The sequence below is a fragment of the Thomasclavelia sp. genome (assembly GCF_017889095.1).
Lineage (GTDB): Bacteria > Bacillota_I > Bacilli_A > Erysipelotrichales > Coprobacillaceae > Thomasclavelia.
In genome coordinates, this window is the sequence record NZ_JAGHEW010000039.1 from 1 (window position 1) to 14,612 (window position 14,612).

8 protein-coding genes are annotated in these 14,612 nt (G+C 30.3%); all 8 read right to left on the reverse strand.

Going from position 1 to position 14,612, the window contains the following annotated elements:
* A partial coding sequence (locus J7M77_RS01770; RefSeq protein WP_296875389.1) for a tubulin-like doman-containing protein occupies positions 1–3,026 on the reverse strand: 3,026 nt, incomplete at its 3' end.
* A gap of 27 nt (positions 3,027–3,053) precedes the next feature.
* On the reverse strand, positions 3,054–5,279 hold the full coding sequence (locus J7M77_RS01775) for a vWA domain-containing protein (RefSeq protein ID WP_296875390.1): 2,226 nt from the start codon (positions 5,277–5,279) through the stop codon (positions 3,054–3,056).
* 12 nt (positions 5,280–5,291) lie between these two features.
* Positions 5,292–6,431: a hypothetical protein gene (locus tag J7M77_RS01780; protein ID WP_296875392.1), complete on the reverse strand. Its 1,140-nt coding sequence runs from the start codon at positions 6,429–6,431 to the stop codon at positions 5,292–5,294.
* A gap of 11 nt (positions 6,432–6,442) precedes the next feature.
* Positions 6,443–8,680, reverse strand: a complete 2,238-nt coding sequence (locus J7M77_RS01785) for a hypothetical protein (RefSeq protein ID WP_296875394.1) — start codon at positions 8,678–8,680, stop codon at positions 6,443–6,445.
* Positions 8,681–8,702: 22 nt separating this feature from the next.
* A complete protein-coding gene (locus J7M77_RS01790) occupies positions 8,703–10,421 on the reverse strand; it encodes a hypothetical protein (protein ID WP_296875396.1) in 1,719 nt (572 codons plus the stop codon).
* Between the two features lie 32 nt (positions 10,422–10,453).
* Complete coding sequence (locus J7M77_RS01795) at positions 10,454–10,696, reverse strand: hypothetical protein (RefSeq protein ID WP_296875397.1); 243 nt, start codon at positions 10,694–10,696, stop codon at positions 10,454–10,456.
* Between the two features lie 11 nt (positions 10,697–10,707).
* Entirely contained in the window at positions 10,708–12,246 is a 1,539-nt protein-coding gene (locus J7M77_RS01800; protein ID WP_296875398.1) for a hypothetical protein, read from the reverse strand.
* Between the two features lie 229 nt (positions 12,247–12,475).
* Positions 12,476–14,612, reverse strand: a 2,137-nt coding sequence (locus J7M77_RS01805) for a YDG domain-containing protein (RefSeq protein WP_296875400.1), incomplete at its 5' end; no start/stop codon positions are given.

Consider the following 14,612-nt stretch of genomic DNA (forward strand, 5'->3'; position numbering starts at 1 on the left):
GTTACGTCATTGTTTAGATCACGAATTCTTAAATCAATATCGGTATCACCAGTGCTAACTAAAACTGTATTGATCAAATATCCATTTGCTTTCATAAAATCAACTAAATCAAATGGACGATTTCTTTTGATCTGTTTAGTTAATACCTGTTTAAATTCATCTTCATCCGGTTCTTGAACGATATCTAATAATTCAATGACTCCTTTGTTAGTTGTTTCATCGATATATGATTTAATTGAATGTAGCTTGTCAATTCCCTCATCAACTTCAGCTTTAACTTTCATTAACAGCTTATAATCAACGTTATTTTTTATAGTTTCCGGTACTTCATGACGAGCGGAAATATCTTTTGCTACGCTATCGATTGTATATGGATTAGGGAATCGACTCCAGTTTTCTTTATTTTCATCCATGTGTCTTCCCGCGCTGGCATTTTGATTATACTGTTCGTCAAATTTTTCCATTCCCTTTAAAATATACATTGGTAAATTAACATATCTTTGAGTAACGATAAATTTATTTTTAGCGTTACTTGTCGCTGGCGTACTGCCATTTGCAGTAATGATATCACCTAATATTTTTGATAATAATGGTGTATCCGCTAAAGTTCCAATATATATTTGTGAAGTAAACTGTTTAAACGAAATATTCGTTGATTGAGCCAATGTTTTAGCCCCATGAGATAAAGCATTATAAATTTCTCTGGCTGCGGTATTTAAAGCATCCATCTTTGGTGAACCAGGCTCATTGTTATCCCAGATAGCATCTAATTCAGCTGCGGTAAGATCCTGGTTGTTATAGGCAACAGCTACGAATTTTTCAATGATATCAGTTTTCATGTTGTTATGAGTTAAACATTCATCCATTAATTCCCGAACTTCGCTGACTACATCAAAATCATCTTCACTATTTTGAGCAATCCATTTTTCCCGGTTATTACGCATTGTATCAATAAAGTTTTTCGCTAACTCCCCAACTGATACCGTTGAGATAAAACTTTCAAGATATTTTTCCAATCGTTTAGCTTTTCCTTCACCGCTGGCTAAAATATTTACCGAATAGTGAGTTGTATTGCCTACTGTTTCCTTACTGCTTTGGGCAAAATATTGACCATCCTGATTTAAGATTCGTTGAATTTCCGTAAGTACTGAAGTATAGACATCAAAAATTTCATTATTTAAATTATTGATCTTGACAGCAACATTATATAAACCATCAGCAATCATTTCATATAAAGGCGCATCAATATTAGTGATTACCGCTAATTTAGTGCAGGCATCTTTATACTGTCCCATTTCTTTTTTACCAGCCAGCATTCCAGTTGCCCCATTAGCTAATTGAACAATTCGTTGTTGACCGCCATTATTAAATGTATTACGGGCATTATTAGCCTGCTGTTTGAACTGATTACTTAAATTCAGTAATTGTTCTTCAATTCCTGAAAATGGATCATCACCTGGATTACCTACTCCCGCTTCAATTGACTGATGCTTGATTGCTTTTAAAGCTACATAAGGACCATAAGTATTAAAGATATGATCAATCTGTTTTGATAATTCTTCAAATAATTTACTTTCAAACTGAGCCCGATATGCATTAGTAATATTCTGGGCATAATGATTAGCATAATTGCTGGCTAAATTATAACCGTACATTGGATTATCTTTGATCATATTTTTTCTGATTACTTCTTCAACGACAATATTTCGATTAATTGGATTTTTAGGATTGATCGTAATTGCCATCTGTCTTACTGAAACAATATTATCAATACCGACAGTTGTATATACTTCATCCATCATGCCTTTATTAACATTTTTAAAATTCATGAATTCTGCTAGTACATTTTCATAAATCTTATTAACACAGTATGCCAAAATTTCATCACGAGGAATCTTGATAGCATTATATCCTAATACCTGATATTTATATGAAGCATAACGGTGGAAATCTTTACGGTTTGGATGATTGACAAACCAGGCTTTTAACATTGCCTGTTCATTGCTCATCAATGAATGAGCTAACTGGACTGGCTGTCCATTTCCATCAACAAAAGAAATATCCGTTAACATATCCATCAATTGATCAGTTAAACGTCCCATCGTAATATCCAGTGAATTGATTCCTCCGGATTCTGAATAACCGGAAATCAAAGTACAGGTAGAGAAAATATTGCGATTGGAATTTACTTCTCCAACTCCCAGTTTCAAATTATAGTTGCTGCCAGTATCTTCAATATTCATGAAATAATCAATTTCTTTTAAAGCTGCATATCCGTTAGTTTGTAAGTTTAATTTAATATTTTCGTTATTTTTGATTCCTTCTACTTCAAACTGAGCATCAGGAGTATAAATATACCCGGCAAGTGTATATTTAATAAATCCTAATTCATTAAAAATATCATGGATCATATATGGAATATCAATAACTGTTCCAGAACCGGTACCTCCAGAGATTCCAGCAATCACAATAACGTCAACATTACCGTTGATTTCATTAGCTTTAGAAATAGCATTATTAATTACCGTATGGAATTTAACACGAATATTATGATAAACCGTATCATTAACTAACATTGCCCGACCAATTTGTCTTACTTGCTGGGCCCCATCGTTTCTAAGTGGCGTTCCAATCAAGCTAGGACTTAACCAGGCTTTGATATTTTGCGGAATTGATTCTTTGTATAATAACTGATTGATAATTGGGTCATATAAAGAAACTGTTTCTCCGGCATCCATATTAGCATTAGGATCAGAGTTTTTTGTTCCATCTTTTTTTATTTTAGAGATTTTATCAGCATCATCAATATCGGTATCTAATAATCTAAAAAATACTTTATCAGATTGTCCAATTTCCCTTTCAAACTTTCCTTTTAACATATTGGCAGTCTTACCGCCAAGACCACCTAAACTGATAATGATCGTTGGATTAGGTTTTACGTGAGATTTTTCGCTTACAAAAGCCACTCCACTATGATTAAGTTCTAATTCTTTTAATTTATCTTTCTTTAGCTGACTTAAAGCCATATCTATCCCTCTCTTTACTATTATTTTTTAAAATGTAAAATCGTCAAAATCATTGAATGAATCTTTGTTTGGATTTGGATCGTTTTGATTAAACATTTCCATATTTGGATCAAACGAATCTTTTTTCATCAATATTGATGAACGATATGTTCCATTAATGCATAAAACTAATCCTGTTTCATCTTTGACATAAACAGTAAAATCTTTAGTTTGTTTCCATGATTCCTTGATTTTCATTCCGTATTGCATATTATTGTTGTAAGAAACATTTGGATTTTTAACAACGATCTTACATCCATTGCGACCAAGATAAGTACCAATAAACTTAACTGATTCTAAAGCTTTTTTAATGGTATTATTTTGTTGTAATAAATTATATAAAGTATATGTTTTTTCATTTGCTGTTTCATTATAAATATCCTGAACATATTGCATTATACCGGTTGCTAATGTTTTCTTACGTTTTAAGAAAATATTGCTTGGGTATTCTTTAATCGTTCCAATTGCATAAGATTCAAGATCATTTTCAACAGTAATATTTGTAATTGTAAATGTTCCTTTAATTAATCTTGATTTTCTTAATATTAAAATTACAATTCCTAAAATAATTAATCCGATTAAAAATGGTATTGCCGCAAAAAACACAACTAATGCTTTATCAACGACTTTAACAGCAAATGAACTTTCAACGGTATTTCCCATTTCATCTTCATAAGTAAGAGTTACTGTTGCTGAACCCCAGTTTTTCCCAGTTAATGTTAAACCGTTTTTAGTTAATTTAGCTTCAACATCATCAGGATTATTTGATTTTACTTCAGTTACTTCAAAACCAACATCATCAGGATCATCAATGACACTATTTAATGTTTTCATGGAAATATCTTTGGTAACACTACTCTTAAATGTTTTATCAAGCGTTTGTTCACCAATTTTATTTTCAAATTTCTTTTTATCAATAGCTATTGGCTGTTTATCAGCTTGAATTTCAAGATAATCATTTAATTTAAATGAATCAGATTCAACCAAAACATCCAGACCATAAGTTGCTACATGATCTAATTGCATCTTAGCTGTTAGTCTACCATTAACAAAACTTAATGGCACTTCTTGACTTTCTTTAGTATCTTTAGCTGTTACAACAACTTTAGCATTTAAATTTGCATAAGTATCTGCTGTTGTTACTGGTTTACCATCTTGATTAATAACTGTTTCAATCGTAAAAGTATCACCATTGTTTATATGATCTACTTCATTACCATTACTATCAAGGATTTTATTTTCTAAAACATAATCATAATAAGGAATATATGTCGCTGAAATTAAGACATCCTGATTAGTTTCAATAATATATTTACCGGGTTTAGGATCATAGAGCTTGATTACACAACTATATTCATACATATATAATCTAGCTACTTGATCGTCTTTGAAATCAACTTCATCACCATCACTATTAATCAAGCTAATTCCCGCGTTACCAAGCTTACTATTACTAGTAATATTGATGTTAGCTTCTTTTACATTAGGAGCAATTTGAATCTCGTTATCAACTACAGTAACCGTATTAGAACCCATTAATTCCGCAATTACGATATTAAAATAATCACCAATTGATGAAGCATCGGTTTTGGTAGTAATACGATTTTGGGAATTGGCAATTGCGATACTGTCTAATTTTTGATATGGAGTATCGTTAGTATTTGCCATTTCATCACCATAGCCAATACAATAAATTTGAATTCCCGAATTCTTAGCTGTTACTAATGCTTGATTTAAACGAGCATCACTTTCTTTTTCTTTATCTAGTTCATAACCAAAATCATTGCGTCCATCAGAAAGAAGCAAAATTGCATGAACTCGACCATCATTAACATCAAACATTTCAATGGCATCAGCGACAGCATTAGACATATCAGTATCTCCGGTATATTTAACATCATCGATCCATTTAGCCGCTGAATTAATCTTGGAGTTATCATCTAAACTCGTTAATCCGTCTTTCCATTTAGTGCGACTACGATTAAAAGTGATAATATTAGCTCGGCTTTGTAAAGGCAACATCGAAATAAATGTTTTTGCGGCATCTTTCATCAAACCATCAGGATCGTTTTCTTTCATCGAGCCTGATTGATCTAATACTAAAACAACGTCCAAAGCACGATCTTCTTTACCGTCAACGGCAAAAGAAGGTATGACCATGAGTGTTAAGGCCATTGAAATAGTTAGTATTAATAATCCTATTTTTCTTTTCAATTTTCATCCCTCCTACTGTAAATACTGAATAATACTTGCAGTATTACAAATAGCTTCTACAAATATTAATAATAACACCAATTTTATCCATTGCCGTTCAACTGGCGATTTATAAAATTTAGCTTTTGGTACCTTTTCGTTAATAATAACGGGTCGATTTATCGTTTTTCCATCTTCTTTAACCAGTTTTGATTGATGAAAGTTATAATGATAACTTGATTTTTCAATCAATGGGAGATAAGTTGAATTTCGGTGTCTAAATTTTTCTAGTTTATTTGATAATCCTCCCTGCTTACATCTTTTCCAGTCATCTAAAAACTGCTGATAGTATTTTAGAGTATCCTGATGATGATGATAAACGTTATCAAATTTTCTTTTGACAAAAAATAGATAATATAACCCATAAATATAATAAACATCCAAATAGATAAAATATGCCGTTAAAACTAGTGCTAAGATTCCTAAATATTTAAAACCAAAAAACACATAATTAGCTGAATACAGTACATCATAAGAGTCAGAAAAATATTGCCAGAAATGAGTAACAACATTGATAAACTGAGTTTCATGGATAATTCTGATTAATAAAAAATTATAAATCAAAAAATAGATAACTTTTTTTACCAAATGATAATCTTTACCATAACCAACCTGCTGATATCTACCCATTGCATTGCAAACATCACCCTGCCAATAACGTTTATAATGTTGATCAACTGCTTCAAAATTGTCATTTACAACTTGGCGATCTTGTAACAGCTTTTTATTAAATTTTTCTTTCATTTTATCTAAATTATATTCAACTGGATTATCTAGTAAATATTGATAAGCAACGATATATTGTCTTTTATCTTTATCACTGATCTTAATAAAATAATTAGTCGTATGTTTACTAGTAACAGCATTATTATTTTCTAAAACATCATATTGATAATTAAATGGATTATTTTCAAAAATTTTGACTAGCTGATTATATTCATTAATAATATCTGAATAAAAGATATTTTTTTTAGTAATTTTATCAAGCAGTGAATTTAGTAGATTTTGACTTTCTACTGTAATAAATTCATATTGACTACGATGGTTTAAAAACCATTCAATATGTTTTAAATCCTTTAAACTGCTTAAAGTTTCTTCAAATATATATTCCATCACAATCAACCTTATCTTTTAAACAGCTTGCCAAAGCCTTTCTTTTTATTTTTTTCTTGATTAAAATCATCGTCTATAAAATCATTTTCATAAAAACTGCGTTTTTTATTACCTCTTTGAGCTAATTCCACAAAAGTCCGTGGTTCAATCCGTCCATCTTCTACGTAATATTCACTAATTTTCTTTACAATTTCAGGATGATATTGATTTAAGACATTAAATACATAATTACCAGATATTTCAATTGGTTCAAAACCTTTAAAATAATAATCAACAATTTTCTTAATTAAATATTCATCATCGATTACTTGCATTAAATATGGAAAATGCGCTACTGATAATAATCTTAAATTTAATAGTTGTTTAAGCCCACCAATCAATGAAGTATCTAATACTGATGGTACCAGAATAAACTCTAAAATTGATTTTAGTTTCGCTGCTTCAATTGCATAACCATCACTTCCAAAAATAACTTTCAAATGATCGTCAGCTTTAATAACTCCTTTATCAACATATTTTTGCATTAATCGATAAGCTTTTAAGACACTTGAAAGATCGCTGATTTCATAGATCATTGCAGCTTTTAATTTTGCAAGTTCATCTGCTTTAGTTTTTAAGATATTTTTAAATTGTTGATAATCATCAGCTTCCAAGACATCTTTCAATGTTTCTAATGAACTATTGCTTTCATTGATCTTCACTTCATTAAAATCACCGCTATTTAAATAATCCTCAAACCATTCTTTGATTCCAGAACTTAAAACGATCTTATTTTCCCCAAAAACCATTTTTGCATTAATTTTCATAATAGCCGTCGTAAATTCTTGAATATTCATATTAGTCATTGAAGCAATCTCACGACCAATTTGATCACCTTCAGCAATCAAATTGGTTTCCAATTTAGTATCTATCTCACTAATTTTTTTAGTTAATAAATTAATTAATTCATTAATGATCTGTTTTAACTGCAATGAACCGATATCTACGTTTTTTAAACTATTGATTTCTTGGGCTAATAATTTTTTTAAGCTAAGTAATGTATTAACATCTTGACTGCTACTATTTATTTTATTTTTCAAACTATCTAAATACCAGCTAATTAGACGATTATGATCAATCGTTAAACCATCAATACAATCAGCAAAACGAATTGTTTTAGCAGCTTGCAAAGATAACGAAGTTAAATTTTCATTATATAATTTAAATAAATTTTCAAATAAATAATAATTATAATAGATATTATCTACTTTAGTTTTAATTACACCAACTAACATTTCATATAAAGGACCTTTACGGAAACTATTTTGATCAACATAATTGATCCATTCTGGTAATAGTTTTTCTTGAGTTCCTTGTAACCATTTTTGAAGATTAGCATAATAACTTACACAATCACTAATTTTTAAACGGCCGTTTTTTGCGATTTTCGATAATTTTTCAAAATGAGCTTTCCGCCCTTCATCGTCAAGTTCACTAACTAAATAGTGCGCATAATTAATTAATCGTTTATCAATTTTGGCAGTTAAAGCTTCCAAATTAACATCATCTAATTTAATATAACTATCATTGATTGTTTTAACTTCTTCATAAGGATATAAGACAAAAGCAACTTTCCCACTGCCGCTTTCATCTTCTTTACTGTAAGTTAAAAAACCATATCTTTTTCTTAATTCATAAGGCAGATAGCGATATATTGATGCTAAGATCTGACGAGTTCGCCAATTATAATTATCCCCTTTAGTATCAACAATTATTTTAGTTTTTTTATTACTTTTTTCATTATTCATAAACGATGCTAAGATAGTAATCAATTGCTCATCGGATAAACAATTTTCATTAAATTGTTTTTTAGCAAACTGATATTCATCGATATTTTGATGATTATAAATACTTACATCCTCATCTTTTACAAATTGATAATTGAAAATTTCAAAAAACTGTTCCTTAAAAAATTCATCATCAACATTTTCAATCAAAGCATGGAAATAATAACACGGTGTTGCAAAATTGCTCATGTGCCCCGCTTTAGTAATGATCAAACAATTTTTAGATAACTCATTATTTAGATTGCTGATGGCATAAGTAATTGCTTCTGGTTCATTAGCAACACTAGTATAATTATCACGATAAGTAATAAAATCATATTTTAAATAAGATTCTAATAATGCTCTTTCTACGCCGCTTGTTAAATCTGGTGATTTACTGATGGTTCGATAGTTAATTCCATCGTTTGCATATAATAATTGCATATTATCCCCCCTCTACGAATTATTATTTAACTTGACTTGGATAGTAAAAAATCTTGCCAATTTGATCTGGTGTTACTAAAACATTTTCAATTTCCTGATATGTTTCAGTAACTAAACCAAACATTTTCTTTCTTTGTTTAGTGACAATTTCTTCTTTATACACTGGAATTATTCCAAGCGCCGCTAATGTCCACAAAAATGGACCTTCGATCATTGAAGGAATTGGCAAATTGCTGCCACTGCCTTTATCGGCTAAAGGATTATCTACTGAAAATCCATAAGAAGCAACTGCTAAAGGTGTAAAGCTGCCAAAAATATTTTCAATTGTCGCTGGAATTGCCGGTGTTAAATTTAAATATTTAAATGATTTATCAATAAACCATTTCATATTACTATAAAATAAGATTCCATTTTCATTGACCCATGGGGAATTAATTGTTTTATTATTTAAATATTGCATGGGATTTTTAACAGAAGCAAAAGGATTAAATCCTGGATTAAAAATTCCGTATTCTTCAGTTGCCTCATCACTACGAGTAATTAAAACCGCTGTCGGAATTTTTTTAGTCATTGAAATTGCCTGCATTGTTTTTTCAATGTTGGCAAATGCTTCCATAATATTAATATTTACCTGATCGGCTGTAGCTACGATATGCTTTTTGGCAATTTGTGAAGGGGCAATACATAACCAGATCATATCTGCTGAACGAATAATTTCCCGCTGTGCCGTAACAAAATCAGCACCAGATTCATTGCCAATTGCATCATCATACACTTCACCTGGCATATCAATAAATGTAAAGATATAATTTTTACGATTATTTACTTTAAAGGTCATCGAAAATAACGGTACGGCTTCTTTATTATCTGATGACATATCCCGTAATACTGGTGTTTTAGCAATCTTTTTACCATATACATACGGTTCTAACAAATCGGCTTTAAATGCCTTCCAGCCATCACCTGAATAAGCAATATTGATTAGTACATTTTGATCATGCCCTAATGTATCAATCCCATCACCTTCACGCATGATACTAGCTAATAATGCCGCTAAATAAGCCGTTTTCCCAACTCTGGCAGTTCCCGCTAGACCGATAATAATTTCTTTATATCTGCCAGCATGACCATATAATTCTTTACCACATGGGAACCCATCCTTACCCCGACAAACAAATTTTGAAATATTTTTAGTTCTTTTATCATCAAAAGTTACTTCTAACTTATTAGCAAAAGAGTTTCCCTGATCATCATCTTGCATTTTAACGATTACATCAAAGCTGGCAATGACAACTCCTTTGTTATTTTTAACCCGATTAGCAATATCTTGAATTTTTTCAGCTAATTCGTCAATATCATCATCATGAGATTTAGCCATAAAATGTGTTAAATTTTCATATTCAATATTATCAACACTGCTTACTAAAATATCAATCGTTGCTCGAGTGGTGTTAGCAATCTTAATCAAGTGTTTTCCAAGATCATCAGTTGTAAAAACAAAATTTCCGCGATAAGTATTATCGCCACTTTGTTTAAAGCCATACTCCTTGACTAGATCCTCTAATGTTAAATATAAACATAACTTTAACCCCGTTAAATCATACCATTCTTCACTCGAACCAAAATGTCTATTTTTTGTTTTTTCTAAAGCAATATTGATTAAGTCACCAAAATCAAATGCTAATTCACTTGCATCCATTACCCTTCCACAAACTGGACAATGTACTTTATGAAATGCCATCTTCTTTCCCCCTAACTAACAAAACTTAATATTTATAAATTGGCTAATAACTGAAATAACCAATTAGACAAAGTTTCCACTAGATTATTAAAGAAACGTAAAACTTCATTAAAAATCAATCCTAAACCAGGAATAAAACCAAAACCATGAATACTTGTCCAATAAGCAAACACTAATAACCCTGCTACTATAGAAATAGCGATAAATTTATAAGTCATATCATTATTAACTTCTTTAATTTTTTGTTTTTCTACTATTCTTTTTAAAGAATTCATTTACTTTTACCTCAAATATACAATTCTTTTTTATCTATAATATCTTCAATTGTTTCTTTTTCTTTACCAAAAATATTTTTATTAACATTGATTTTTTTAGCCTCTAAACAGCCTAAACTAGCCAATGTCCAAATAAATGGTAATTCTACCATTGAAGGAGCAATATTTTGACCTGTTAATTTATCATCATTTACATCATATCCATACGAAGCAATTGAAAACATTGAAAAGCCTTCAAAAATATCACCGATCGTTGCTTCAAAGCTAAGCATCTGCTTGACAAAATCTCTCGTTGAACTAACAAATTCATTTACTTGATTAAGATTTAAAATTTGACCCTCGATCAAATATTCTTGCATTACATTAGTTTGTGGCTGATATAAATTAGGATAATCATTTTTTAATAAATCACTTTGAGTAACAATGATACAAGCAGGTGTTTTAGCTGGATATAGATTATTTAGAGTATTTGCTAAATTAGCTAACTGATCGATTTTAGTATTATTTGCCCTGCTGTATTTTAAATTATGATATTTATTATTAAACATCGCCGGTTCAACACAACACCAAATAGCATCGGCACTTTTTAAAATATGTCTTTTTTCACTAATGAAATCAATTCCTTCATCACCATCACTATCAAACACTTCACCTGGCATATCAACAAAAACAAAATTATAGTCTTCACCTTTAATTTTTAGTGATAGATAAACTAACGGTATTTCATCAGTATTTTCCACTGCTGTCTTACTGATAATTTGTCCTTGATGATATTTAGAAACTATCTCATCATTAAATTTTATAAAACTATCATTCTTTTCATAGTTTTCTTTAGCAATCGAAATAAAATTATCATCACTAAATTTTTTTAATCTATCAATAAGTGAGGCAATATAAGCCGTTTTTCCCACTCGCGCCAAACCAGCTAAACCAATAATATATTCACGATAATAACCAGCCTGACCATCAAACACTTCACCACAGCGCGGACAAACACGATTAAAGTCTTCGTATATTTTTTCACCAATTACATAACGTATACCAATTGGCATCTCGTTACCTAGATCATCTTTATCTAAAATTATTTGTAATGGTATTGAAATGATCACATCATTTAATTGATGTGACATTAAGGTTTGCACCAGCTTTTCGATATCGGCCATTTTTTCATCAAAGCTGCTGTGATTAGAAGAAATTGTTTCAAATAAATTATTATATAAATGACTATTACGATGATTATTTTTTATTTCTTCAAAAGTAGCCGGTTTCATTAAAAACTCTAATTGTTTAATTACCTGGCGTACTGTTAAATTTAATTTTCCTAATTTTTTGGTATTTAAAACATAATGCATTTCTTGACAAATATCACGAATCGTATAATAAAATTTTAAATCTAGTCTTACTAATGATTGCCAAGTTTCATCATTGGTATTTTCAATTGCAAGCGCAAACAATTTACTAAAATTAAAGGCAACTAAATCAGCCGTAGTAAATTCGCCACATCTAGTACAATGCATTTTATTGTATTTTACAGGGCTAATTTTTTCCATTTTTCTAACCTCTTTTTTTCGACATATATTACTTAAAGTATACTCTTTAAACTGTATAATTGTCAATAATAGTAGCGTATTTTGTCTTTTAGAAACACCATTAAAAAACGATTGAATTATCAATAGTTTATCATATTTTTTTCATCTAAATCTTACTTTTTTCTTAATTTTTTCATAAGAAAAACAGTTGTAATAATAACTTTAATTACAACTGTTTATAAATTACTATTTATTTTAGATAACGTCTTTTTACAACATAACAGCATCCCGCTATCACGCTAGTTAAAGCCATTAATTCTAATGAAACTAATAGATTAGTGTCATCACCAGTGGCTACAGATGAAGTTGGTTTTTTAGAAGTTGATTCTGTTTTATTTTGCGTAGTTTGATTATTTTGATCAACTATTTCAACTTTAGGATCATTTTCATCTTGAGATGGGATATCCGTAACCGGTTCATCCACTACCGGTTTATCATCATCTGGACCTTCAACTGGATCATCGATTACTGGTTTATCGTCATCGGGATTTTCAACTGGGTCATCGATTACTGGTTTATCATCATCGGGATCAGTTGCTTTAATAACTGTAATTTCAACTGTTCCTTTAATTGCCTCGTAATTTGATGATTCTGGGGTAAATACCCAACTAACTTCATGACTACCAGCTTGATATGTCATATCTGGATTTTCCCATGCTAGTGTTCCTGACAATACTTCACCATTTACTCCAGTAAAAGTACCTTTTAAAGTGATTGATGATAACGGTTTTCCAGCTTCTAATTTTTCTACATCTAAGTTTTGTGGTACTTTAACTTTAGCTGGTGTTATTCCCATGTCAACTGTCAATGATGTTGCCACTTCTAATTGATAATTATTTACTTTATCACCAACCAAAGTTACTCCAGAAATATTAATTTCTTTTTCTCCGGCATTTGCACTTTTATAATCAGCAACAATCTGTCCACCAACTTGAACTTTATCATTTTCTAAAATTCCTTCAACATTACTTACAACAATTTTAGCTTGTGCTGGTAAACTAGTTGTTCCATCATATTCTTTTGTCGGATTACCTTCAATAGCTAAAGTAGCTTTAACAACTTTTTTAGCTACATCTACTTCTTCAAAACCGCTAACTGTTGCATAGTTAGTGTCACTAGGAGTAAATATCCATTCTACTGAGTAGTATTTTCCAGCATCCAATACAACATCACTATTTAACCATTTGATCGTACCAGATACTTCTTCTTTAGTAACTGGATCAACCATATTGGCACTAATAGCTAAATCATTTAATGATTGACCATAAGTAAGGGTTCCATTTGTTGAAACTGTTCCACTTGGTATCTTTTTATTGTTACTTAACACCTTGATCTTAACATCGAAATCATTAAAATTGGTAGATTTTACAGTTACTGTAATTGTTCCAATTTCTTTTTCTTGATTACTATTTACCGCTAAAACTGGTAAAGATAAACTATCACTTTCTATTTTAGCACCACTATTATAGTAATCACCTAAAGAAATATTTTTTAATGTATAAGTCGCCTTTCCTAATGTTTGATTACCTGACAAAGATGGTAATAACTGTGTCAAATCATAATGATAAGTTTGTTCTAGATTATTGGTAACTGTCATTTCTCGATTTTCAGGATTAGAAATACTTGCTTTAACAATCTCTCCAGCAGCAGTTGGTACATTTAGTTTAGTATAATAACTATCAGCACCGTTTACAAAATTAACTTTAAAATTCTTAACTGTTAAGTTTTGATTTCCTACTTGAGAATCAGAATATGCAATATCTCCAGTTACGCTTGCTTCATTATTTAAAATACCATTTAACTGCAATTTTACATCACTTGAAGGAGTATTAGTTCCATCATATTTTTTAGTTAATGTTCCTGTAATTGAAGCTGTTAGCTGTTTTTTTCCTAAACTGATTTTGCCACTATCTCTAATAACACTGCTATCATCATCAATAAAACGAACAACGATCGTTAAATCATCACTAACAGGAAGTTTTTTAGTGCTTGTATCATAACTTAACTGATAAGTTTTATCTTCATTAATCGTGACAGGTTCACTTAATTGTGTCAATTTACCATTACTATCTTGATAATATAAAGCCATTTGTTTACCAGTAGCCCCAGATACATCTACATTTACATCAATACGATCACCATAAACAAATTTAGAACTTTCTTTATCATTATTTTTAATTGAAGTAATACCAGCAGTGACTGGTACATTAGAAATCGTATAAGCAAAAGTATTAGTAATACTTGGATCACTTTTTAAAGTGATTGTCGCTGTATGATCACCAGCATTTTTAGCAATCAGTTTGCCATTTTCACTTGTTCCAAAACCA